Genomic DNA, 21,786 nt, shown 5'->3' with positions numbered 1-21,786 from the left:
TCATGATGTGGAACTGGCACGCCAGCGGGCAGCAGATCGGAGGCGGTGCCGCGGGCTCCCGCACGCAGGGCGAGGTCGGATGCCTGCTGCTGACCGGCGCCACCGGCTTCATCGGTGGCAACGTGCTGGTGGCCGCGGTCAATGCCGGATTGAGCAGCCGCCTGCTGTGCCTGGTGCGCGCGGGCAGCGCCGCCGAGGCGCTCGGGCGGCTGCGCGCCAACGCCCGGCAGTGCGGGCTGCCGCCCAGCCGCACCGCCTGGCTCGGCGAAGAGAACATCCTGCTGGGCGAACTGGGCACGCCGTTCACGCTGGCGCAGCAGGCCCGGCTGGCGCGTGTCACGCACCTGATCAACTGCGCGGCGATGGCCTCGTTCTCGGCCGATGAACGCGTGACGCGGGTCAACGTGGAAGATACGCTGCGCTTCGCCTCGCACTTCGCCGGCAGCGCCGCGCTGCGCCGCTTCATCCATGTGGGCACGGCCATGGCCTGCGGCACGCGACGCGGCGCGCGCGTGGCCGAGACGGTGATCGAAGAAGGCCGCGCAGGGCACGGCGAAAGCGCGCACGGCGCGCAGGACGGGACCGGCATGGAAGCCGCACCCGGCGCGCCGCACGACGCCGGCGGCCACCTGGTGCCCTACACGCGTAGCAAGCAGGAGGTGGAGCAGCTGCTGCGGCAGCGCTACCCGTCGCTGCCGCTGGTGGTGGCCCGCCCGTCCATCGTGGTGGGCCACACCGTGCTGGGCACGCAGCCTTCGGCCAGCATCTTTTGGCTGTTCCGCATCATCCACCGGACCCGCCGCTATACCGTGCGGCCGCAGACGCGGCTGGACGTGATCGCCGGGGACGACTGCGCGCAGGCGCTGCTGCGCCTCGCCCTCAAGCCCGAACTGCGCTTCCGCGCCTATCACCTGTCGGCCGGCGCGGCGGCGCCGACCATCGCTCAGGTCCTGGCGGCCATGGACGATTGCGCACGCACCGAAGAGGCCCTGCCTTACCGTGCCTGCGCGCCGGACGAACTGCCGGCGCTGGCGCGCGACGTGGCACGCGCCGAAGGCCTCGGCAACCGCCGCCTGATCGAGCGGGCGCTGCGCCTCTACGCAGGCTTCGCCGAACTGGGCTATGTCTTCGACAACCAGCGGCTGCGCGACGAGATCGGCTTCGAGCCCTTGCCCATCACCGACTATGTGAGCGAGTGCATGCGTACCTCGCACGGGGTCGGGCTGCTCGAACAGATGAGCTGGGATTTCAAGGCCTGAGGCGGCTCGCCGGACGGCCGGCACGCCGGCGCGGGCCTGAGGATGGCGCGCTGCCGCTCAGTCGGCCGCGCCCCCATACCCCAGCTCCCGGCTGACCGCCAAGGCTTCCTCGCGCAGTGCCAGCGCGATCGGCCCGTCCAGTGCCGGGTCGAAGCCGCCGGTCGCGCCCAGCGCGGCCATGACCGCGCACAGGCGGCCGTGGCAGTCGAACACCGGTGCCGCCACGGCGCTGATGCCCTTCAGGTTGGTGTCGCGCACCGCGGCACAGCCGCCGGCACGCACGGTCTCGCGCAGCCGCCCGATGGGGTCGCGCGGGTCGAGCTGGGCCCGTTGCTCCGGCGTGGCCTGCGCCAGTTCCTCCGCTGCCAGCCCTTGCACGCGCGCGGCGTCGAGCAGGCCCAGGAAGACCCTGCCGGTAGCCGACCACAGCAGCGGCAGCACCGAGCCGACCCGCACGTTCACCGTGACCGGCAAGCCCGGCTCCTCGAAGCGCACGATGGTCGGGCCCTTGTTGCCCATCACAGCCACGAAGCAGGTCACTTCCAGGCGCTCGCGCAGGCGTACCAGCGAGGCTTCGGCCGCGCGGATCGGATCGGCCTGGCGCATCGCCGCCAGCCCTATCTGCAGCGCTTCCAGCCCCAGCCGGTAGAGCTGGCTGCCGGCCTGCTGCACCACCAGGCCTTCTTCGACCAGGCTGACCAGGTAGCGATGCACCTTGGCCGGACTCTCGTCGACCTGCGCCGCCAGCGCGGTCAGGCTGGCCTGCCCGCCCAGGCGCGCCAGCGCCTTCAGCACGGCCATGCCGGTGGCGGCCGATTGCACGCGCTGGCGGCGCTCGCGCGGCCGCGCCGGCGGCTCGGGCTCGGACGGGGCAGGGAGGCTGGCGGACGGCGGGGCGCGATGCGGAGCGCGGGGCATGGATTCCTCGGGCGGGTGGGGCAATGGCGGGCGGGCTCCGGTGCGGGGCCCAGGTAAACCCCGAAGTTAACCTGTGGCATCAAATTACGCAATGCGTATATGATTTACGCAAACGAGCCAGCAGACAGACAAAGCAACGAGCCGGGCGGCAAGTCGACCGCCGGCCACCAAAGGAAAGACAGGAGACACCATGAACAAGACCCGCGGCCGCCTTGCCGGCCTGCTGACCCTTTCCCTGTTCGGCGTGCTGCCGCCGGCCCAGGCCGACGGCAACCGCGCCGATGCTTATCCCGCCAAGCCCATCCGCTGGGTGGTGCCCTATGCCGCCGGCGGCGGGTCGGATTTCCTGGCGCGCACCATCGGCCAGGGCCTGGCGACGCGCGTCGGCAAGCCGGTGCTGGTGGACAACAAGCCGGGCGGCAATACCGCCATCGGCGCGGCCGAGACGGCGCACGCGCCGGCCGACGGCTACACCGTGCTGTCGGCCGACAACGGCACCCTGGTGTTCAACCCGGCGCTGTACAAGACGCTCAGCTACAACCCGGGCAAGGATTTCGCGCCGGTCACGCTGATGGGCCGCTTCCCGATGATCCTGGTGGTGGGGCCGGCCTCGCCCGCCAGGACCGTGCAGGATTTCATCGCCCAGGCCAAGGCGAGTCCCGCCGGCGTGAACTACGGCTCGGCCGGGGCCGGCAGCCCGCATCACCTCGCCATGGAACTGCTGAAGGTGGAGGCCGGCCTGAACATGACCCACGCGCCTTACCGCGGCGCGGCGCCGGCGCTGTCCGACGTGGCCGCGGGCCAGATCCCGGCCATGATGGTCGATTACGCGGCCGGCGCGGCCTTCATCAAGGCCGGCAAGGTGAGGCCGCTGGCGGTGGCCAACGCCGTGCGGCTGCCGCAGCTGCCCGAGGTGCCGACCTTTGCCGAGGCAGGCTATCGCAAGGTGGAGGCGGCGGCGCTGGTCGGCATGGTGGTGCCTGCGGCCACGCCTCCCGAGGTGGTGGCGGTGCTCAACCGCCAGGTGGTGGCCGCCATCAGGGAGCCCGGCGTGCACCAGAAGCTGGTCGACTTCGGCGTCGAGCCGGTGGGGAACAGCCCGGCCGAGTATGCCGACATGCTGCGCGCCGAAACCGCGCGCTGGCACAAGCTGATCCGCGATCTCAAGATCACGCTCGACTGAAGCCACCGCATCGACCGCATCGACCGCATCGACCGCATCGAACGGGCCGCGTATGCGCGGCCCGCGTCCCTTCCCGCAGGAGCCAAGCCATGTCCGACGCCACCGCCACGCCACCGAGCGGGGGTTGCCCCTTCCACGCCGCACCGCCTGCCGCGGGCGCTTGCCCGGCCGGTGCGCCCGAAGCGGTCAGCGCGCAGGCGGCCGCCTTCGATCCCTTCTCCGACGCCTACCAGCAGGACCCGCCCGAGTATGTACGCTGGGCGCGCGAGCAGGAGCCGGTGTTCTACAGTCCGCGCCTGGGCTACTGGGTGGTGGCCCGCTACGACGACATCAAGGCGGTCTTCCGCGACAACCTGACCTTCAGCCCCGCGATCGCGCTGGAGAAGATCACGCCGACCGGGCCCGAGGCCAATGCGGTGCTGGCGTCCTATGGCTATGCGATGAACCGCACGCTGGTCAACGAGGACGAGCCCGCCCACATGCCGCGCCGGCGCGCGCTGATGGAGCCCTTCACGCCGGAGGCGCTGCAGCATCACGAGCCGATGGTGCGCCAGCTGGTGCGCGACTACGTCGACCGCTTCATCGACGACGGCCGCGCCGACCTGGTCGACCAGTTGCTGTGGGAGGTACCGCTGACGGTCGCCCTGCATTTCCTCGGCGTGCCCGAGGAGGACATGGACACGCTGCGGCGCTACTCGATCGCGCATACCGTCAATACCTGGGGCCGCCCGCGCTCCGAGGAGCAGGTGGCGGTGGCGCATGCGGTGGGCAACTTCTGGCAGCTCGCCGGCCGCATCCTCGACAAGATGCGGCAGGATCCCGACGCGCCCGGCTGGATGCAATACGGCATCCGCAAGCAGCGGGAACTGCCGGACGTCGTGACCGATTCCTACCTGCATTCAATGATGATGGCGGGCATCGTCGCTGCCCACGAGACCACCGCCAATGCCGCCGCCAATGCCATCAAGCTGCTGCTGCAGCATCCCGACGCCTGGCGCGAGCTGTGCGCCGATCCGGGCCTGATCCCCAACGCGGTCGAAGAATGCCTGCGCCACAACGGCTCGGTGGCGGCCTGGCGCCGCGTGGTCACGCGCGACACCGTGGTCGGCGGCGTGCCGCTCGCGGCCGGCGCCAAGCTGCTGATCGTCACCTCGTCGGCCAACCACGATCCGGCGCATTTCGAGGATGCCGACCTGTTCGACATCCGCCGCGACAATGCCGTCGATCACCTGACCTTCGGCTACGGCTCGCACCAGTGCATGGGCAAGAACCTGGCGCGCATGGAGCTCCAGGTCATCCTGCAGGAACTGACCCGGCGCCTGCCGCACCTGCGCCTGCCGGCACAGCGCTTCACCTATGTGCCGAACACCTCTTTCCGCGGTCCGGAGCACCTGTGGGTGGAATGGGACCCGGCCGCCAATCCCGAGCGCGCCCGCCCCGCCTTGCGCGACGCGCAGGCGCCGGTGCGCGTCGGCGAGCCGGTGCGCCATGCGGCCGGCCGCGCGATGGTGGTGGAGAGCGTGGCAGCCGCGGCGCAGGGCGTGCTGCGGCTGCGCCTGCGCCCGGCCGATGGGCGCGCGCTGCCGCGCTGGTCGCCCGGCGCGCATATCGACGTGGATTGCGGCGGCACCGGCCTGTCGCGCCAGTACTCGCTGTGCGGCGATCCGTCCGACCCGGGCGTGCTGGAGATCGCCGTGCTGAAGGAGGAGGCCGGGCGCGGCGGCTCGCGCTGGCTCCATGAAAACGTCCGGGCCGGCGCGCGCCTGACCATCCGCGGCCCGCGCAATCATTTCCGCTTCGACGAGGGCTGCCGGCGCGCGGTGCTGGTCGCCGGCGGCATCGGCATCACGCCGATCAGCGCGATGGCGCGCCGCGCGCGCGAGCTGGGCATCGACTACGCCTTGCACTACAGCGGCCGTGCGCGCGCCTCGATGGCGCTGCTCGACGAACTGGCCGCGCTGCACGGCGAACGGCTGCACGTCTACGCCGGCGACGAAGGGCAGCGCGCCGACTTCGCCGCGCTGCTGGCCGGCGCCAGTGCCGATACCCAGGTCTATGCCTGCGGACCGGCGCGCATGCTGGAGGCGCTGCAGGACTGTTGTGCCGCGCTGCCCGGCGACGCGCTGCGCATCGAGCATTTCCACGGCACCGGCGGCACGGATCCGGCCGCCGACGCGCCCTTCACGGTCGAACTGAAGGACTCGGGCCTCGTGCTGGAGGTGCCCGCCGGCCAGACGCTGCTGGCCACGCTGCGGCGTGCCAACATCGACGTCGCCAGCGACTGCGAAGAAGGGCTGTGCGGCTCCTGCGAGGTGCGCGTGCTGTCGGGCCAGGTCGAGCACCGCGACGTGGTGTTGACGCGAGCCGAGCGCGAGGCCAATGGCCGCATGATGGCCTGCTGCTCGCGTGCCCGCACCGGCCAGCGCATTGTGCTGGAACTGTAAAGGCGGCGGCCCCGTATCGCTGCGCCGCAGCACGCGCGGCAGCGGAGCACGGGCCGGTGCCTGGAGGGATGCCGTGCTGCGCACTTGCTGCCGGCCGCCGCAGCGGCGGGCTTGCCCTGCGCGACAGCGGTGATAGCATGACGCGCAGGCGGGCAAGCCGTGCAGCGCTGATCCGCGTGGTTCCCGCCTGGCAGGCCGCCGGCGCGCATGCAAGCAGCGACTGCCCTGCGGGGCGGTGCGCCGGCCATCTTCCTTCATCCCTAGAGCGAGGAGTCAGCCATGTTCCCTGAGTACCGTGAGCAGATCGACCGTCTTTGTGCCAAGGATGGGCATTTCGCCAAGATGGTCGATCGTCACAGCGAGCTGGACCAGCAGATCCAGCAGATGGAGGAGGGCAAGATCCCGATCGATGGTGTCTCTATCGAGACCTTGAAGAAGGAAAAGCTGATGCTCAAGGACAAGCTGTATGCGGTATTGACGCGCAAGCCTTGACCACCGGGCCCGCGCCGGCACGGTAGCCCGGCACGGGGCATGTCGCCGGTGCTTGCAGTGCCCGGCGCCGGCCCGCGCGCCATCTCCCGGTCTCCTGCTTTCAGGCGCCGGTGGTGTCTTCCTTTTTTACCGCGGTCGCCGGCCGCGCCAGCGGCTCGATACGCTTGCGCGGCTTCTGCGCCGCGATCCACAGATCGTAGGCCATCTGCATGCCGCACCACATCTCGCGGCTGGCACCCAGGGCTTCCTCCAGGCGGATGGCGATGTCCGGCGTGATCGACGCATGGCCGTTCAGGATGCGCGACAGCGTTGCGCGCGTGACGCCAAGGTGTGCCGCGAAGGCGGTGATGGTGATGCCGTCCAGGCCCTCGAGCCAGTCGCTCAGCACCGCGCCGGGGTGCGGCGGGTTGTGCATGGGAGTCATGATGGTTTCCTGGTGTTTCATGGTTCCCTGGTGTTGCTGGTGATAGTCCTGGTGGTCGACGACATAAGCGTGGCCGTCCTCGAAGCGGAAGGTCAGCCGCCAGTTCGCATTGACCGAGACCGACCAGCAGCCCGCCATGCCGCCACTCAGTGCATGCAGGCCCCAGGCGGGGACTCCCATGTCTTCAGGACGCGTCGCGTGGTTCAAGGCGCCGAGCTGCTTGCGCAGCCTGTCCGCGTGGTGAGGCTGGATCCCGGCTTTCGATCCGGTTTCGAAGAACTTCCTGAGTCCGGCATGGGCGAAGTGCTTGATCATCGGATGGCTGGCAAGGTGCTTGTAGTGTATAGCGTATCTATACGCTATACAAGATCGATGAGATGTGCATAACAAGGCAGGTGCACGCTAGCACCCGGGCCGGGCCAGGAATCATGCCGATCGCAACCTTTGTATTGCCTTTGTATTGCCGGGAGCAGCGCGTTGCCTGGCTCCATGTGTCGCCCATCCTGTCCGAACAAGACGCGATCCGTGATGTCGGGGTGGACAGGCAGCCACGGCGCGATGGCACGACCGCGGGTCAGCGCGATGCCGCTCTGCCGCGCGCCGCGAGCGCTTCATTGTTGATTCCAGTTCAAGAGTATTTCCGCTTCCCCCTGCTTTTTCTGCAAAGGTAAGCGCGGCAGACTGCGGTCCATCGTGACCACCGGACCCAGTCCACCATGCCTCTCGCCCTGCTTGCGCTGACCCTCAGCGCTTTTGCTATCGGCACGACGGAATTCGTCATCGTCGGCCTGATTCCCACCATCGCCACCGACCTCGGTATCCGCCTGCCATCGGCCGGACTGCTGGTCAGCCTGTACGCGCTGAGCGTCGCCGTGGGCGCGCCGGTGCTGACCGCGCTGACCGCCCGCGTGCCGCGCAAGACCTTGCTGGCGGGCTTGATGGTCTTGTTCACGCTGGGCAATCTGCTGGCCTGGCTGGCGCCCGGCTACGGCGTGCTGGTCGCCGCGCGCGTGCTGACCGGCCTGGCGCACGGCGTGTTCTTCTCGATCGGCTCGGTGATCGCCACCACCCTGGTGCCGCGCGAGCGGGCCGCCCGCGCCATCGCCACCATGTTCAGCGGCATGACGGTGGCCTTCGTCGCCGGCATTCCGCTGGGCACCTTCATCGGCCAGCATTTCGGCTGGCGCGCGACCTTCCTGGTGGTGGCCGGCTTCGGCGTGGTGGCGCTGCTGGGCAGCCTGCTGTTCGTGCCGGGCAACATCGCCCAGGCCGCTCCCGCGCCGCTGCGCCAGCAGCTCGAGGTGCTGGCGCGGCCGCGCCTGCTGCTGGTCTATGCCATGACGGCGACCGGCTACGGCGGCTCGCTGATCGCCTTCACCTTCCTCGCCCCCATCCTGCAGGAGCTGGCCGGTTTCACCCCGGGCCAGGTCAGCCTGATGCTGGTCGCCTACGGCGTCTCGGTGGCGCTGGGCAACGTCTGGGGCGGCCGCCTGGCCGACCGGCTGGGCCCGGTACCGGCGCTGCAGCGCATCTTCCTGCTGCTCGCCGTGGTGCTGCTGGTGCTGGGTGTCACCGCGCACTACCGCTGGGCGGCGGCGCTGACGGTGCTGGCCTGGGGCGCGGTGGCCTTCGGCAATGTGCCCGGGCTGCAGCTCTATGTGGTGCGCCAGGCGAGGGCGGTCGCGCCGCAGGCTGCCGACGTGGCCGCGGGCTTCAATATCGCCGCCTTCAACCTCGGCGTGGCGGGTGGCGCCTGGGCCGGCGGGCTGATCGTCGACCACCTGGGCCTCGGCACCACGCCGTGGCTGGCGGGGCTCGTCACGCTGGGCGCGCTGGCCCTGACCACGCTGAGCGGGCGCCTCGACCGGCGCGCCGGCCTGCCGGTCCATGATGGCACGGGCGAGGTTGTCGCCACGCACTGAAGCCGGCGGCTGCCGGCCCCGGCCGCCACGGGTTTGCGGCGAGCCAGGCGCCGGCGCCAGCCGGCTGGCGTGGTTGCGCCCGGCACCTTCTTAATTTCCGCTTAAGACTCGGTCCATAGACTGTGGGCGTACTGAACCACTCCGACGGGAGAGAGCATGACCCCCCAAGAAATGCAGGCCCTGGACACCTTCCTGACCCAGCTGGTGCAGGCCAACGCCGGCACCAAGGACGCGCAGGCCGAAGCGCGCATCGCCGACGCGGCCGCGCGGCAGCCGGACGCGGCCTACCTGCTGGTCCAGCGCGCCATGCTGCTGGACCATGCGCTGGCCTCGGCCAAGGCGCAGATCGCCACGCTGCAGAGCCAGTTGCAGGCAGCGCAGGCAGCGCAGGTCAACGGTGGCAGCCACTTCCTCGATGGGGACAGCGCCTGGGGCAACAGCGCCGGCCGCGCGGTGCCGCCCGCCGCCATGCCGGCCTCGATGCAGCCCGCGCCGCAGCCGATGCCGCCGTCCATGCAGCAACCGATGCCGCAATCCGTGCCGCAGCCGGCCCGGCCCGGCTTCCTCGGCGGCGGCCTGGGCGGCGCACTCGGCAGCATCGCCAGCACTGCCGCGGGCGTGGCCGGAGGTGCCTTCCTGTTCCAGGGCCTCGAGAACCTGTTCCACCGCAACAGCGGCGGCGGCGGTTTCTTCGGCCAGCCGGCGCTGGGTTCGATGCCGGCCGAAACCACGGTCGTCAACAACTACTACGACAACGGTGATGGCGGCAGCGCCTTCGACGCGCGCGAGCGGGCATCGGACGGCGGCTTCCTCGATTCCGGCCTCGATGCCGGCCTCGATAACGACGATTTCCTGAACGACGACTCGTCCATCGTCTGAGTCCGCGGCGGCGGTTCCGGCGGCGCCCTGCGCGCGGCCGTCACGGACCGTCATGGTCCGTCCGCGCGCCGGCGGCCGCGCACGCGCGCCGCCTTCTCCTGTCCCTCCACCAGCATCTGCGCCGCCGCCCCGATATGTTCGGCGAGCCGGCTTGCCACCGGCTGCCGGCTGTGGCGCGCGCGCTCGACCAGTCCGACCTCCCGGTAGAAGGTCTCATCCCCCAGCGGCAGCGCCACCACTTGCGCTGGCCAATGGCCGCCCGCCAGTGTGCGCGGCAGCAGCGCGACGCCAAGTCCGCGCGCCACCAGTTGCGCAATGCCTTCCAGTTCGTCCAGTTCGATGGCCTCCTGCACGGCCAGCCGCTGCTGGCGCAGGAACTGGTCGACCAGGCGTCCGCCGAACGAGCCGCGGTCGTAGCGGATGAAGGGCTCGCTCTCGACCACCTCGCGCCAGCCGCGCCCGGCCAGCGCGGCCGGCGCCAGCAGCACGAAGGGCTCGCGCAGCAGGGAGCGCCATTCCAGCTCGGCCGGCAACGCATAGGGCGGGCGGATCATCACCGCGATGTCGACTTCGCCGGCATCGACCTGGCCGAGCAGGTTGAGCGAGACGCCGGGCACCACGCGGATGCGGCATGCGGGCAGCTCGGCGCGGAAGCGGGCAATGGCATCGGCCAGGAAGGTGGCCTGCGCCGAGGCGATGGCGCCGATGCGCACCATGGCGTTGCCCTGGGCGGCCAGGCCCTGGTGGCCCAGGCGGTCATACAGCGTGATCAGTTCCTCGGCCAGGGCCAGCGTTTCGCGGCCGGAGGCATTGAGCCGGGCCGAGCGTCCGGTCCGGTCGAACAGCGGGAAGCCCAGTTCCTCTTCGAGCCGGTGGATCTGGGCGCTGACCGCCGACTGGGTCAGGCCGATGCGGGCCCCCGCGCCGGCGAAGGTGCCGTGGCGGGCCACGGCGATCAAGGTGCGCAGTTCTCGCAGCATGGTGATTCATCAATTTTGGTGGTGCTAAGGTCAAAAATATATCGCTTTTCATCATGATTCGTCATGCATAGACTGCATCTCAGTGGCGGCCCACCTCGCACCGACTGCCGAGACAGCCAAGGCGAGGTGGGCCGCCCGACCCCACAACCGAACCGCACCGATTGCGAGAGCCTGTCCACCATGAGCGAATCCACTGCCGTCCTGCCCCCGTTCCACCTGGCCTTCCCGGTCCACAGCATCGCCAGCGCCCGTGAGTTCTACGGCGACCTGCTGGGCTGCTCGGAAGGCCGCAGCGCCGAGGACTGGGTCGACTTCAATTTCTATGGCCACCAGATCGTCGCCCATCTGGCGCCGGAAGAGTGCGGCCACCGCAAGACCAGCGCGGTCGACGGCGATGCCGTGCCGGTGCGCCACTTCGGCGTGGTGCTGTCGATGGCGCAATGGGAAGCAGCCGCCGACAAGCTCAAGGCCGCCGGCCTGCAGTTCATCATCGAGCCGCACATCCGCTTCAAGGGCGAAGTCGGCGAGCAGGCCACCATGTTCTTCCTGGACCCGTCGGGCAATGCGCTGGAACTGAAGGCCTTCGCCAACATCGCCTCGCTGTTCGCCAAGTAAGCCGGCACCCGGCGCGGCCCGCCCGCGCCCATCCGCCCGGCGCCGCTTTCTTTGCCGCTGCCCCCGAGCACAACACGCTGCGCCTGTCCTATTCGACGATCGACGAAGCGCGGGCCGAAGTCGGTGCGATACGCCTGGCCAAGGCGCTGCGCCATGCCGGCGGGGGCATGCTGCATGCCGCCGCCGACTGACCCGGGCCGAAGGGGAGGGCCAGGAGGAGAGCGGTCCCGCCGCGCCGGTAGAATCGGGAGCCAATGACCGGGGGGGCAGGGCGATGACCGTACGCAAGCTCGATTTCCGCAAGCCGGAAGACCACGCCGCGCTGTTCGCCAGCGCTCCGGTGCGCAGCAGTGCGGCGCATGGATGGACGGATCTCTACTTCGAGCGCCGCGATGACAGCCTGTTCCACACCGCCGAACATGCCATCGACGGACACTACCTGATGGTCAAGCTCAATCCGCTTTCCATCGCGGAGCGCCGCATCGACGGCAAGCGCCATACCGAAGTGCAGCGCCGTGGCTCGACCGCCTATGTGCCCAGCGGTTGCGGGCACAGTGTGCGTTATGTGCGTCCGCTCGGCAGCCTGTGCCTGATGACCTTGCCCGAGGACACCCTGCGCGAGGTGGCCGACGAACTCGGCGTGGCGCGCATCGCCATGGCGCCGGCGTTCGCCGAGGCGCCGGACCATTTCGTGCTGAACGCGTTCGAGACCCTGGACCGGGAACTGCAGGATGGCAACCCGCACGGCGCCTTGATCGGCCAGACCTATGCGCGCCTGGTGGCGGCCCATGTCCTGACGTGCCACGGTGGTGCCGGCGCCCGCCGCCACGGGCGCCCGGCCGCATTGACCGCGGCCCGCATCCAACGGCTGGACGAGTACATCGAGGCGCGAATCGCCTGCCCGATCGCACTGGAAGAGCTGGCGCGGCTGGCGGCCCTCAGTCCCTTCCATTTTTCGCGCGTGTTCAAGGCCGCGACCGGGCTGTCTCCCTACCAGTACGTGCTGCACAAGCGCATCGAGTTTGCCTGCGCCTTGCTTTCGGCGGGGCGAACTCGCGATGGAGGCCATCGCGACGGCATGCGGCTTCTGCGACGGCGCGCAGTTCTCCAGGCAGTTCAAGAAGATCCGCGGCATCGCGCCATCGGCGTATCGCGCCGGCTGGCGCGAGCAGGTGGCATGGCAGCGTGCCCTGCCGCGCGTCGCCAGGCCTTAGTCCACTGAGTCACAAGTTCATTCTTCCACGAACTTAAGACCCAGGCCTCAGGCCTCAGGCCGATACCAGCCGGCCTCAGGACGACACTGGCCGGCGGCTCGTCGCAGAATGAAAAAAGCCCGGGCACCACGCCCTGGCCTTGCGGCCGGCGCGGTGCCCGGGCTTCGTCTGCCGGCAGGGCGGCGGTGGCCGCCGCTGCCGCGTCGATCAGTTGCCGCTGGAAGCGGGTGCGGCCGGAGCGGCCGGTGCTGCCGGGGCGGCCTTCTTGCTGTGCTTCTTCGTGTGCGAGGCCTTGCCCTTGCTGCTGGTCAGGTCGGCGCGCGTGCTCTTGTTGGCGCCCTGGGTGTACGGGTCGAACTTCTCGCCGGCCTTGGCACCATCGGTGTACGGGTCGGCCTTGCCCATCTTGGCGCCGTCGGTATAGGGGTCGGCCTTGCCGGCCTTGGCGCCCTGGGTATAGGGATCGGCCTTGCCGGTGGTCTGGGCTTGCGCGGCGATCGAGGCAGCGCCCAGGCAAAGGGCAAAAGCGGTGATGGCGATCTTCTTCATAATCGTGAGGGCTCCGTCGGGTGCCGCCTTGCTGGCAGCGCAATGCGTTGGGACTACGTGCTGACCGGACATCGGTCATTTCCGCTAACGTGCGCCGGAAGCGGCGAGTTGACGCAGGAATGCTGTCCGCTGACCAGATGGCTGAACACACTGTTTGCTGCCATGGACAATACGCGGTCGCGGTGGTGCTGCGGCAATCGGAACGGCAATCGGAAATGGCTGCCGGGGCTGCCGGCGCACTGTGGCGCTGGCCGTGCCCGGCACAGGGGCAACGGCGCCGCCGCGCGGGCGTGGCCTGAGAATACCGGGCGCGGATGCGGCGGGGCGCCTTTTACGGCACCTCGCGCGCCACGCATGGTGCGATCCTCGGCCGACGCCCCGGCCTGCATGGCGGAACCGCGTGCCGTGCCGCCCCGGATCCGCAGAGATTCCCCCGGCCCCGGGCCATCGATCATGGACAAGCTCGTTTCCGTGCCGTATGCGGCATCTTGAACGACATTCCAGCGGTACCCGTCCCCCCCGTCCACCCGTCGCATCCCCCGCTCCACCCGGTCTCCGCCGCCACCGGTTTCGCGGGTCGCCACCTCAGTGCTTGCCCGTGGCTTAGCGGGCCTCGGAGGTCAAGGAGAGGCCGCCCCTTGCCGATAAACGCAAGGGGCGGCCGACGCATGGCCTGTCCCATTACACATAAAACGGGGATTGGGGAGAAACATCTATGTGGGGAGCCACTTTGCGCACGACAGCCCTCGTGTGCAGCGCAGCGCTGCTCGGCGCCTGCGCGCAGCACTACGGCAATCGCGTGGCGGCGACGTCCGACAGCTTCCGCGCGGGCAACGTCGACGCGGCGATCGCCGCGCAGGACAAGGCTTATGAGGGCGTCGCGCCCGAAGACCGCGACCTGCTGTATTTCCTGGAACGCGGCGAATTGATGCGCATGCGTCCAGGCAGCCTGCAGGCCAGCACCGATGCCTGGCTCGCCGCGACGGACAAGGTCAAGGGCTGGGAGGACGAAAGCCGCGACAAGCTGGCCAAGAGTGCCGGTGACCTGGGGGCGCTGTTGCTGAGCGAATCGCTGAGCCGCTATGACGGGCAGGACTACGAGAAGGTCCTGCTCAGCACGCGCCTGGCGCAGAACCAGCTGATGGCCGGCCGCTGGGACGATGCGCGGGTGGAAATCCGGCGCATGTATGAGCGCGAAGCCCTGATCGCCTCCTTGCGCGACAAGGAGGTACAGGCCCTCAAGGACGAGGCGGAGAAGAAGGGCGGCAAGAGCGCCGAAGTCCAGCTCAAGGAAATCAAGGGTTATCCGGTGGAGATCTTCGACGATCCCGCCGTGACGGGCTTGCGCAATGCCTACCAGAGCGCGGCCTCGCATTACCTGGCCGGCTTCGTCTTCGAAGCCTTGGGCGAACCCAGCCTGGCCACCGCGGGCTACCGGCAGGCGATCGAGCTGCGCCCGGATATCCCGATGCTGCAGAAGGGGCTGGAAGGCGTGGCCGCGGGCAAGCGGGTACCGGCCGGCAAGACGGACGTGCTGTTCATCATCGAGACCGGCAGCATGCCGGCGCGCGACTCGGTCAAGATCACGCTGCCGCTGCCGATCGGCGCCGGGGTGAAACTGCTGACGACCTCCTATCCGGTGATCCGTCCCGCGCGCGACAACTTCGTGCCTGCCTCGCTGACGGTGGGCGACAGCACCGTGCCGGCTGCCCAGGTGACCAGCCTGGATGCCATGGCGCGGCGCGCGCTGAAGGACCAGATGCCGGCCATGGTGGCACGCAGCATGGTGCGCATGGCCGTCTCCGGCGCCGCGCAGGAGGCGCTGCAACGCAATGGCGGCGCGTTCGGATCGCTGATGAGCCTGGCGGTCGGCGTGGGCGGCGCCATCAACGAGAACGCGGATACGCGGCAGTGGCGCACGCTGCCGGCGAACATCTCGCTGGCGCGCGCCGTGGTGCCGAGCGGCACCGTGCCGGTCTCGTTCGGCGCAGGGCCGGGCAGCCTCCGCCAGGAGGTCAAGGTGGACGGCACCTACGCGGTGGTGGTGCTGCGTCCGCTGGGCAGCCAGTTGACGGCGCTGGTGTCGCAGCCGGGCTCCGGCCTGGTGGCCGCGGCGCCGTCCGCGCCCGAGCCGTCCCGGCGCGTCGCGCACCGTCCGGCCAAGGTGACGGCGAAAAGCGTGTCCAAGGCGCAGTGAGCCGTTTCTTCGCACGGCTGCGCAGTCAGCCGTATCCGGGCCGGCGCACGCCGGCCCTTTTCCCTTTTCCCGTTTCCTTTTCCCGTTTCGATTCGTATCCGACTCTATGACGAAGCCGATATTCCGTGCCTTTCCCCTGGCTGCCCTGGTGGCCGTCTGTACGCTGCCGGCCGTGCCCCTGGCGGCCGCGCATGCCGAGACCATCGCCTCCAAGGTCGTGCAGCTGGGCCAGATGAACCAGGTCAGCGTGAGCGCGTTGCGCGCCACCGAGCGCAATGGCCACCTGCTGCTGCAGGTGCAGTTCACCAACGCCTCGACCGGCTACCAGTCCCTTGCCTACCGGGTCAAGTGGCTGGACCAGGACCAGTTCAGCGTCTGGGAGGACGAAGCCTGGAAGCCGCTGATGCTGAACGGCCTGCAATCGGTCAGCGTCCAGGCGCTGGCGCCGACCCGCACCGCTACCGATTTCCGCATCGAAGTGCATGCCGTTGACAACTCCGCCCCGGCGATGGGTGCCCGTTAGCCCGGCTTTCCCTTTGCTTTGTATAGCCTGACCCGATAAAAGGAACCCTGCATCATGACTCCGCTCCTGCGATCCTCCTCTCTTGCCGCCGTGCTCGCCGCCGGCACCTTGCTGGCCGGCTGTGCCAATGTCGCCGGCCCGCGCGTGGAAGGCAATGTCACGTATGGCGATGCCAAGGCAGTCGAGACCCTGACCAACGAATTCGGCTCGACCGACCTGCAGACCATCGCCGAGGCGATGACGCGCTCCCTGCTGCAGTCGCGCCCCATCACGGCACCGCGCGAAGCCCCTGTGCTGACGCTGGCCGAAGTCAGGAACAAGACTGGTGAATACATCGACACCCGCGCGATTACCGAGAAGATCCGCAATCAATTGCTCAAGAGCGGCGCCGTACGCTTCACCACGGCCGGGACCGACATGCAGGGCCAGCTCGACGAGTTGCAGCGCCAGAACCAGACCGGCCTCTACAAGAACAGTGGCAAGGCCAGGATGGGCCAGATGCAGGCGGCCAAGTACCGCCTGGAGGGCAACATCACCTCGATCACCAAGCGCACCGCGAGCGTCAAGGACGTCTACTACATCTTCAACCTGACCCTGGTCGACAACGAGTCGGGGATGCTGGAGTGGGCCGACGAGAAGGAAATCCGCAAGACCTCGGCGCGCTGAGGCAGGGAGCAGACCGATGCTACGTTTCATGCTGGCGGTGGTGGCCGCCGTGGCCTGTTCCGGCGCCGTCGCGCAAGTCAAGATCGCGGTGGCGGACCTTGCCTACAAGGATACCGTGCGCGAGTCCTTCTACTACGAGGCCGGCTATCAGAAGTCGCGTGACAGCGGCTCCGCCAGCTATCAGGACGGCGCCTGGTCGGGCAGCGGCCGGGCCGCCTTTGCCTCGTCGCAGGAGTCCGGCTACGTCAAGGCGAGCGGCGAGATGACGCGGATCGAGTATGGCGAGCTGCGCCGTTTCACCGCGGATATCAAGGGCGAGCTGATCAAGGGCCGTGCCGTGCGCGTGGTGCAGGGCAAGCCGTACTCCGGCCCGCCTTCGGAGGCGCTGTTCAATGTGCGCGAGCGCATCCGCAAGGGAGACTTCGCGGGGGCCGACTACGTGTTGTTCGGCGTGGTCAACAGCGTCGAGTGGCGCAACGATGTCCAGCCGGTGCAGGGCACGCGCAACTCCATGCTGCTCTACAGCCTGGAACTGGGCACCGAGTTCAGCCTGATCAATACCCGCACGATGGAGGTGCGCGCCGCGTTCTCCGCGGTGGGCGAGGGCAACGACAACAAGATCTGGTCCGCCGGCGCCGTACTGACGCCCAACAAGGCCCGTGTCATGCAGGCCGTGTCGCGTTCCCTCGCGGAGGACGCCGTGCGCCAGCTGGATGAGCAGTTCGGCGCGGCGGGCGGCCGCGCCACGGCGGGGGATGGCGACCCGGGCGTGGCGTCCGCCGCCGCGCGTGGTGCCGACCGGCGCCAAGCCGTGGCTCCTGCGGTCAAGGTGTTCGACTGAGCCGCGCCGCAGCGGGCGGGGCGGTCCGCCGCGCAGAGCCGGCGGGCCGCGGCGAGGTGCGGTGATCCGCACCGCCTTCCCTGTTCCTTGAGCGACCGCCGGACGGCAGGGCGGCATCGCAGCCTGCCTGGCCGTCCGCCATCCTGCCGGCGCGTCGCCCCGCTCCGGTCCGTTGCCGGGGCGGAGCGCGGCCATCGCATCCAAGGCACTGGCAACATTGCCGCCTTGTCCTATAATCATTGACTACGCAATGATTGATGGCGCAATAAATGACAATCACGTCACGCGAGGCACCCCCGGCCGGCCAGGTGCTGCCTTTCTGGGAGTCGCTGATGGCGATGTTCGGCATCGCCTTCGTGGTGATGCTGGTGGCCCTGGACCAGACCGTGGTCGGCACGGCGCTGCCGACCGTGGTGGCCGAGCTGCAAGGCTTCGAGTACTACGCCTGGGTGGCCACGGCCTACCTGCTGGCGTCCGTGATCACGGTGCCGATCTTCGGCCGTCTGGGCGACTACTACGGGCGCAAGCCTTTCGTGATGGCCTCCATCATTGTCTTCACCGGCGCGTCCGCCCTGTGCGGGATGGCCACCAGCATGCCCTTCCTGGTGCTGGCGCGCGCCCTGCAGGGCATCGGCGGCGGTATGCTGGTGGGCACCGCCTTCGCCTGCATTCCCGACCTGTTTCCGGATTCCCATGTGCGCCTGCGCTGGCAGGTGATGATGAGCGCGGCCTTCGGCATCGCCAATGCGATCGGGCCGTCGCTGGGTGGCGTGCTGACCGAGTGGTACGGCTGGCGCGCGGTGTTCTACGTCAACCTGCCGGTCGGCCTGCTGGGCCTGGTCTTTGCCTGGCGCTACCTGCCGCACCTGCGCCACCAGTCGCATGCGGGTCCGATCCGGGTGGACTGGCTGGGCGCGGCGCTGATCGGCCTGGGGCTGGGCAGCCTGCAGTTGAGCGTGGAACTGCTGCCGCGCCACGGTTTCGGCGCCGGTACCGTCGGTCTGCTGCTGCTCGCGGTGGCGGCGCTGGTGGGGTTGTGGCACTGGGAGCGGCGCTCGCCCAATCCGATCCTGCCGCTCGATATGTTCCGCAATCCCGGCCTGGCGCCGCTGTTCCTGCTGGCGGTGCTGGTCGGCTTCACGATGTTCTCGCTGCTGCTGTACGCGCCGCTGCTGTTCCAGGGCGGCTTCGGCTACTCGCCGAAGGAGGCCGGCCTGCTGGTCACGCCGCTGGTGGTCTGCATCACCGTGGGCAGTATCCTGAACGGCCGTATCATCACGCGCGTGCGCAACCCGAACGCCATGCTGTATGCGGGCTTTATCATGCTGGCGCTGGCTTGCCTGGGCCTGTCGCAGGCGACTCGCGACATGTCGCGGCACCTGCTGCTGGCGCTGATGCTGGTGGGCGGCTTCGGCCTGGGCTTCATCATGCCCAACCTGACCGTGTTCGCGCAGCAGACCGCGGGCCGCACGCAACTGGGCATCGCCACGGCGATGCTGCAGTCGCTGCGCATGGTGGGCGGCATGGCCGGCACCGCGCTGATCGGCACGCTGGTCGACCGCCGCTATGCCGATGGCGTGCGCGCGGCGCTTGCCGGCGCGGGAGCGAACGACTGGATGCCGCGCCTGGGCGATCCGCAGGTACTGATCGACAAGGCCGCGCAGTCCGGCCTGCTGGCGCAGCTGCACCAGGCCGGCCACAACGGGGCGCTGCTGCTGGAGCAGGCGCGCCTGTCGCTGGTCGGGGCGATCCATCTCGGGCTGGTGCTCGGCGCCGTGGTAGCCGCCCTCGGCATCTGGCTGGCGCGCCGCGTGCCGCCGATCAAGCTGGAGCGCGCCGTCAAGCAGGCGACGATGGCTGCCGAATAGCACGGCACCGAAGCATCGAAGCATCGAAGCATCAAGGCGGAAGCCTGGAGGAACTGGAGTGGAATTGGAGCGACAAAGCCTGGCGGTGCTGCAGCAGTTCGGGCGGACCTATCGGGCCTACGCCTCGGCGTTCGAGCAGTGCGTCGGCTTGCCGATGCCGCGTTGGCGCATTCTCTACGCGCTCTACAACGATGCCGAGCCGATCGCGCAGAAGCCGCTGGCCGATCGTGTGGCCATGGACCCGGGCGCGCTGACGCGCCAGTTGAAGGCATTGCAGGAACTGGGCTGGGTCGAGCGCAATACGAGCGAGCGCGACAATCGCGTGACGCACGTCACGCTGTCCGCGGCCGGCCGCGAGGTGGTGGCGCGGAACCTGCCGCGCCGCTCGGCCTTCCTGCAGGACGTGCTCGACAAGGTGACCGCCGACAAGCTGGAGCATCTGTCGGAAGGGCTGCAACAGCTCGAAGCCGGCATCGCCGAAGCACTGGCGCGCGTGCGCGACGCCGAAGACGTGGCCTGAGCGCCGGGCAGCCGCAGCCGGCCACGCCGGCTCGTCCCTGCGGCGCCGGACTACCTCCTCGGCCCTTCCTGATTCCCGCCTGCGTGTCGCGCGCCGGATCGCGTGCGCGGCCTTCCGCTTTCCCTTGCGCCGTGTCCGCCGTGGTCCGATGGCCGGGTTTGGCCGCCGGCGGCCCCGCTCTCCGTCAGTACCCGCTGCCCGGTGCCGGCGCGCCAGCGCCGAGCAAGGCCGCCACGGCGTGCGGATCGGACGGGAAGTAGAAATGCACGTAAGAGGCCGTCAGGCTGCCGCAGCGGTAGATCGCCTCGCCGCGCGCGCCGTCGCGCGGCGAGGTGGCGTGCGTGGCCGCGACCAGCGGGCTGTCGGCCTGCGAATAGTGGAAGGTGTGGCCGCGCAGCGTGCCCTCGGGCAACGCCACCGCTTGCGGCCCGAGTGCGCTGAGCCGGCGCTGCATGCGCACGGTGCCCGGCAGCAGGCCTGCCATGGCGTGGCTGAGCCCTTCCTTGTCGACCAGCGTATCGAACAGCGCCATCATGCCGCCGCACTCGGCCAGCATGGGCAGGCCGGCACCGTGGGCGTCGCGCAGCGCATCCAGCATGCCGCGGTTGGCGGCCAGCTGCGCGGCGTGCAGTTCCGGGTAACCGCCGGGCAGCCACAGCGCATCGCAGGCGGGCAGCCTGGCGTCGGCCAGCGGCGAGAAGAAGGCCAGGCGCGCACCCATCGCCGCCAGCAGCTCGAGGTTGGCCGGGTAGAGAAAGCGGAAGGCGGCATCGCGCGCCACCGCGACGGTCTTGCCGGCCAGCAGCGGCGGCGGCGGGATGGCCGCCACGTCGGCGAAGGCTACCGGCGCCGGCAGTTGCGCGACCGGCTGCGTCGCGAGCAGGTCGGCCAGGGTGTCGAGGCGCTCGCCCAGGTCGGGCAGTTCATCGGCTGCCAGCAGGCCGAGATGGCGTTCAGGCAGCGAGGCGCGCGCCTCGCGTGGCAGCGTGCCTGCCCAGCCGATGCCGGCCGGCACGCTGGCCTGCAGCATCTGCGCGTGGCGTGCCGAGGCGACACCGTTGGCCAGTACCTGCATGCCGGGCAGCGCACCGCCGTAGTTCGCCAGCCCGAGGGCGATCGCGCCGAAGGTCTGCGCCATCGCGCCGGCCTGGATCACACCCAGCACCGGCAGTCCGAAGCGGCGCGCCAGGTCGGCGCTGCTGGGCTCGCCGTCGTGCAGGCCCATCACGCCTTCCACCAGCAGCAGGTCGGTGTCACGTGCGGCCTCGGCCAGGCGCGCGGCGGCATCGTCGGCGCCGGTCATCCAGAGGTCGAGCGAGTGCACCGGAGCGCCGCTGGCATAGGCCAGCAGCGACGGATCGAGGAAGTCGGGGCCGGCCTTGAAGACGCGCACGCGGAGGCCCTGGCGGCGGTGCAGGCGCGCCAGCGCGGCAGTCACCGTGGTCTTGCCCTGGCCGGAGGCCGGAGCGGCGACCAGCAGCGCGGGGACGCGCAGTGTGGCGGGCGGAGCGGAAGCGGGGCGGGGCATGGCGGAAGCGGCCGCGGCAGGGCGGCGGGCGGTTTGTCGGCGCCGGATTATATCGGGCCGCTCCGCGCCAGCGCGACCGTAGCGGCGGTGCCCGGCAGTACCAGGCCGCTGTGCGCGGCGTAGGCGAACAGCTCCTGGTCGTTGCATGCGCCCAGCTTGCGCATGGCCGACAGTTTCTGGCTGCTGACGGTCTTGATGCTGCGGTGGCTGGCGCGCGCGATGTCCGTGAGCGAGCTGCCGTTGAGGTACAGGCGCAGCACTTCGATCTCGCGCGGGCTGAGCCCTTGCAGGCCGGGCAGGCCCGGCTCGCCCGGTTCGCCGTAGCCGAGCGCGGCGGCGAGGATGCGCAAGGCGGAGCGTCCCACGTAGAAGAGGCCGCGCTGCACCTGCGCGATGGCAAGCGCCATCTCCGCCGGCGGCGCGTCCTTGAGCACCAGTCCGTGCACGCCGGTGCGCAGGATGGCGCGCAGCACCGCAGGGTTGGTGATCATGGTGAGGACGATGACCTGGCCTTGAGGCAGGCAGCGCCGCAGCGCGCGCAGCAGGCGGATGCCGTCCTTGGCGTTGGGCGCGGGCATGTGGTAGTCGGTCAGCACGATGTCGGGGCGCAAGGCCTCGGTGGCGCTCAGCAGTTCGGCCGCGCTCGCAGCCTCGCCACAGACCTCCCAGCCCGGTCGCCCGTGCAGCAGGCCGCGCAGGCCGGCGGGGACGATCGGGTGGTCATCCGCAATCAGGATTCTCAATGCCATGTCGGACGTCTCCCT

At 69.8% G+C, this 21,786-nt stretch carries 21 protein-coding genes; 15 read left to right on the top strand and 6 right to left on the bottom strand.

Annotation, left to right across the window (positions count from 1 at the left end; all coding sequences use genetic code 11):
* The first annotated feature begins 2 nt into the window (after window positions 1–2).
* Window positions 3–1,259, top strand: coding sequence for an SDR family oxidoreductase (locus tag BKK80_RS32380; protein WP_071072792.1), 1,257 nt, complete (start codon window positions 3–5; stop codon window positions 1,257–1,259).
* A 57-nt stretch (window positions 1,260–1,316) separates the two neighbouring features.
* Here BKK80_RS32380 and BKK80_RS32375 read toward each other — a convergent pair whose 3' ends face one another.
* On the bottom strand, window positions 1,317–2,060 hold the full coding sequence (locus tag BKK80_RS32375; protein ID WP_157903437.1) for an IclR family transcriptional regulator: 744 nt from the start codon (window positions 2,058–2,060) through the stop codon (window positions 1,317–1,319).
* Between the two features lie 307 nt (window positions 2,061–2,367).
* Between BKK80_RS32375 and BKK80_RS32370 the strand changes: the two genes are divergently transcribed.
* The 3 genes from BKK80_RS32370 to BKK80_RS32360 all read left to right on the top strand — a co-directional run bounded on the left by BKK80_RS32370 (window position 2,368) and on the right by BKK80_RS32360 (window position 6,296).
* The gene (locus tag BKK80_RS32370; RefSeq protein ID WP_083384393.1) at window positions 2,368–3,360 is read left to right on the top strand and encodes a Bug family tripartite tricarboxylate transporter substrate binding protein; all 993 of its coding nucleotides are present in this window, start codon (window positions 2,368–2,370) and stop codon (window positions 3,358–3,360) included.
* A gap of 89 nt (window positions 3,361–3,449) precedes the next feature.
* On the top strand, window positions 3,450–5,804 hold the full coding sequence (locus tag BKK80_RS32365; protein WP_071072789.1) for a cytochrome P450/oxidoreductase: 2,355 nt from the start codon (window positions 3,450–3,452) through the stop codon (window positions 5,802–5,804).
* Between the two features lie 279 nt (window positions 5,805–6,083).
* A complete protein-coding gene (locus BKK80_RS32360; protein WP_071018275.1) occupies window positions 6,084–6,296 on the top strand; it encodes a YdcH family protein in 213 nt (70 codons plus the stop codon).
* A gap of 100 nt (window positions 6,297–6,396) precedes the next feature.
* On the opposite strand, the gene BKK80_RS37935 is transcribed toward BKK80_RS32360, so the two are convergent.
* Entirely contained in the window at window positions 6,397–7,035 is a 639-nt protein-coding gene (locus tag BKK80_RS37935; RefSeq protein WP_335582968.1) for a HigA family addiction module antitoxin, read from the bottom strand.
* A 113-nt stretch (window positions 7,036–7,148) separates the two neighbouring features.
* Here BKK80_RS37935 and BKK80_RS32345 point away from each other — a divergent pair, with 113 nt between their 5' ends.
* The 3 genes from BKK80_RS32345 to BKK80_RS32335 all read left to right on the top strand — a co-directional run bounded on the left by BKK80_RS32345 (window position 7,149) and on the right by BKK80_RS32335 (window position 9,521).
* Complete coding sequence (locus BKK80_RS32345) at window positions 7,149–7,391, top strand: hypothetical protein (RefSeq protein WP_071018281.1); 243 nt, start codon at window positions 7,149–7,151, stop codon at window positions 7,389–7,391.
* A 45-nt stretch (window positions 7,392–7,436) separates the two neighbouring features.
* A complete protein-coding gene (locus BKK80_RS32340; RefSeq protein ID WP_071072788.1) occupies window positions 7,437–8,642 on the top strand; it encodes an MFS transporter in 1,206 nt (401 codons plus the stop codon).
* Window positions 8,643–8,798: 156 nt separating this feature from the next.
* Window positions 8,799–9,521 carry a DUF2076 domain-containing protein gene (locus BKK80_RS32335; RefSeq protein WP_071038929.1) on the top strand — a complete coding sequence of 241 codons (723 nt, stop codon included), beginning with the start codon at window positions 8,799–8,801 and terminating at the stop codon, window positions 9,519–9,521.
* A gap of 50 nt (window positions 9,522–9,571) precedes the next feature.
* Here the strand turns inward: BKK80_RS32335 and BKK80_RS32330 are convergent, their stop codons facing one another.
* Window positions 9,572–10,501 carry a LysR family transcriptional regulator gene (locus tag BKK80_RS32330; protein ID WP_071018286.1) on the bottom strand — a complete coding sequence of 310 codons (930 nt, stop codon included), beginning with the start codon at window positions 10,499–10,501 and terminating at the stop codon, window positions 9,572–9,574.
* A gap of 180 nt (window positions 10,502–10,681) precedes the next feature.
* Between BKK80_RS32330 and BKK80_RS32325 the strand changes: the two genes are divergently transcribed.
* A complete protein-coding gene (locus tag BKK80_RS32325) occupies window positions 10,682–11,116 on the top strand; it encodes a VOC family protein (protein ID WP_071018287.1) in 435 nt (144 codons plus the stop codon).
* A 274-nt stretch (window positions 11,117–11,390) separates the two neighbouring features.
* Window positions 11,391–12,338 (top strand): helix-turn-helix domain-containing protein, encoded by a 948-nt coding sequence (locus BKK80_RS32320; RefSeq protein WP_071072787.1) that lies wholly within the window; start codon window positions 11,391–11,393, stop codon window positions 12,336–12,338.
* Between the two features lie 199 nt (window positions 12,339–12,537).
* On the opposite strand, the gene BKK80_RS32315 is transcribed toward BKK80_RS32320, so the two are convergent.
* Window positions 12,538–12,879 (bottom strand): amino acid ABC transporter permease, encoded by a 342-nt coding sequence (locus tag BKK80_RS32315; protein ID WP_071018294.1) that lies wholly within the window; start codon window positions 12,877–12,879, stop codon window positions 12,538–12,540.
* 715 nt (window positions 12,880–13,594) lie between these two features.
* On the opposite strand from BKK80_RS32315, the gene BKK80_RS32310 reads away from it, so the two are divergent.
* The 6 genes from BKK80_RS32310 to BKK80_RS32285 all read left to right on the top strand — a co-directional run bounded on the left by BKK80_RS32310 (window position 13,595) and on the right by BKK80_RS32285 (window position 19,494).
* Window positions 13,595–15,076, top strand: a complete 1,482-nt coding sequence (locus BKK80_RS32310) for a COG3014 family protein (protein WP_071018296.1) — start codon at window positions 13,595–13,597, stop codon at window positions 15,074–15,076.
* A gap of 106 nt (window positions 15,077–15,182) precedes the next feature.
* Window positions 15,183–15,599 (top strand): YcfL family putative periplasmic lipoprotein, encoded by a 417-nt coding sequence (locus tag BKK80_RS32305; protein ID WP_071018297.1) that lies wholly within the window; start codon window positions 15,183–15,185, stop codon window positions 15,597–15,599.
* A gap of 54 nt (window positions 15,600–15,653) precedes the next feature.
* The gene (lpoB, locus tag BKK80_RS32300) at window positions 15,654–16,265 is read left to right on the top strand and encodes a penicillin-binding protein activator LpoB (protein ID WP_071018299.1); all 612 of its coding nucleotides are present in this window, start codon (window positions 15,654–15,656) and stop codon (window positions 16,263–16,265) included.
* Window positions 16,266–16,281: 16 nt separating this feature from the next.
* Window positions 16,282–17,106: a penicillin-binding protein activator LpoB gene (locus tag BKK80_RS32295; RefSeq protein ID WP_157903380.1), complete on the top strand. Its 825-nt coding sequence runs from the start codon at window positions 16,282–16,284 to the stop codon at window positions 17,104–17,106.
* Between the two features lie 269 nt (window positions 17,107–17,375).
* Window positions 17,376–18,974, top strand: a complete 1,599-nt coding sequence (locus BKK80_RS32290) for an MFS transporter (protein ID WP_071018302.1) — start codon at window positions 17,376–17,378, stop codon at window positions 18,972–18,974.
* A gap of 58 nt (window positions 18,975–19,032) precedes the next feature.
* Window positions 19,033–19,494 carry a MarR family winged helix-turn-helix transcriptional regulator gene (locus tag BKK80_RS32285; protein ID WP_071018304.1) on the top strand — a complete coding sequence of 154 codons (462 nt, stop codon included), beginning with the start codon at window positions 19,033–19,035 and terminating at the stop codon, window positions 19,492–19,494.
* Window positions 19,495–19,678: 184 nt separating this feature from the next.
* Here BKK80_RS32285 and BKK80_RS32280 read toward each other — a convergent pair whose 3' ends face one another.
* Both BKK80_RS32280 and BKK80_RS32275 read right to left on the bottom strand, forming a co-directional pair.
* Complete coding sequence (locus tag BKK80_RS32280) at window positions 19,679–21,022, bottom strand: cobyrinate a,c-diamide synthase (RefSeq protein WP_071072783.1); 1,344 nt, start codon at window positions 21,020–21,022, stop codon at window positions 19,679–19,681.
* 47 nt (window positions 21,023–21,069) lie between these two features.
* Entirely contained in the window at window positions 21,070–21,771 is a 702-nt protein-coding gene (locus tag BKK80_RS32275) for a response regulator (protein WP_071018308.1), read from the bottom strand.
* Window positions 21,772–21,786: the final 15 nt, after the last annotated feature.

The sequence above is a fragment of the Cupriavidus malaysiensis genome (assembly GCF_001854325.1).
Lineage (GTDB): Bacteria > Pseudomonadota > Gammaproteobacteria > Burkholderiales > Burkholderiaceae > Cupriavidus > Cupriavidus malaysiensis.
Note: the sequence above shows the minus strand (reverse complement) of the source record. Positions and strands in the feature narration are given on the sequence as shown.

Excerpts from the sequence above, each read along its gene's own strand:
- lpoB (WP_071018299.1), top strand. The coding sequence starts at position 15,654 with ATGACTCCGCTCCTGCGATCCTCCTCTCTTGCCGCCGTGCTCGCCGCC.
- BKK80_RS32380 (WP_071072792.1), top strand. The coding sequence starts at position 3 with ATGATGTGGAACTGGCACGCCAGCGGGCAGCAGATCGGAGGCGGTGCC.
- BKK80_RS32290 (WP_071018302.1), top strand. The coding sequence starts at position 17,376 with ATGACAATCACGTCACGCGAGGCACCCCCGGCCGGCCAGGTGCTGCCT.
- BKK80_RS32365 (WP_071072789.1), top strand. The coding sequence starts at position 3,450 with ATGTCCGACGCCACCGCCACGCCACCGAGCGGGGGTTGCCCCTTCCAC.
- BKK80_RS32315 (WP_071018294.1), bottom strand. The coding sequence starts at position 12,879 with ATGAAGAAGATCGCCATCACCGCTTTTGCCCTTTGCCTGGGCGCTGCC.
- BKK80_RS32320 (WP_071072787.1), top strand. The coding sequence starts at position 11,391 with ATGACCGTACGCAAGCTCGATTTCCGCAAGCCGGAAGACCACGCCGCG.
- BKK80_RS32325 (WP_071018287.1), top strand. The coding sequence starts at position 10,682 with ATGAGCGAATCCACTGCCGTCCTGCCCCCGTTCCACCTGGCCTTCCCG.
- BKK80_RS32305 (WP_071018297.1), top strand. The coding sequence starts at position 15,183 with ATGACGAAGCCGATATTCCGTGCCTTTCCCCTGGCTGCCCTGGTGGCC.
- BKK80_RS32340 (WP_071072788.1), top strand. The coding sequence starts at position 7,437 with ATGCCTCTCGCCCTGCTTGCGCTGACCCTCAGCGCTTTTGCTATCGGC.
- BKK80_RS32280 (WP_071072783.1), bottom strand. The coding sequence starts at position 21,022 with ATGCCCCGCCCCGCTTCCGCTCCGCCCGCCACACTGCGCGTCCCCGCG.
- BKK80_RS32370 (WP_083384393.1), top strand. The coding sequence starts at position 2,368 with ATGAACAAGACCCGCGGCCGCCTTGCCGGCCTGCTGACCCTTTCCCTG.
- BKK80_RS32335 (WP_071038929.1), top strand. The coding sequence starts at position 8,799 with ATGACCCCCCAAGAAATGCAGGCCCTGGACACCTTCCTGACCCAGCTG.
- BKK80_RS32275 (WP_071018308.1), bottom strand. The coding sequence starts at position 21,771 with ATGGCATTGAGAATCCTGATTGCGGATGACCACCCGATCGTCCCCGCC.
- BKK80_RS32360 (WP_071018275.1), top strand. The coding sequence starts at position 6,084 with ATGTTCCCTGAGTACCGTGAGCAGATCGACCGTCTTTGTGCCAAGGAT.
- BKK80_RS32310 (WP_071018296.1), top strand. The coding sequence starts at position 13,595 with ATGTGGGGAGCCACTTTGCGCACGACAGCCCTCGTGTGCAGCGCAGCG.
- BKK80_RS32295 (WP_157903380.1), top strand. The coding sequence starts at position 16,282 with ATGCTACGTTTCATGCTGGCGGTGGTGGCCGCCGTGGCCTGTTCCGGC.
- BKK80_RS32330 (WP_071018286.1), bottom strand. The coding sequence starts at position 10,501 with ATGCTGCGAGAACTGCGCACCTTGATCGCCGTGGCCCGCCACGGCACC.
- BKK80_RS32375 (WP_157903437.1), bottom strand. The coding sequence starts at position 2,060 with ATGGCCGTGCTGAAGGCGCTGGCGCGCCTGGGCGGGCAGGCCAGCCTG.
- BKK80_RS32345 (WP_071018281.1), top strand. The coding sequence starts at position 7,149 with ATGCCGATCGCAACCTTTGTATTGCCTTTGTATTGCCGGGAGCAGCGC.
- BKK80_RS37935 (WP_335582968.1), bottom strand. The coding sequence starts at position 7,035 with ATGATCAAGCACTTCGCCCATGCCGGACTCAGGAAGTTCTTCGAAACC.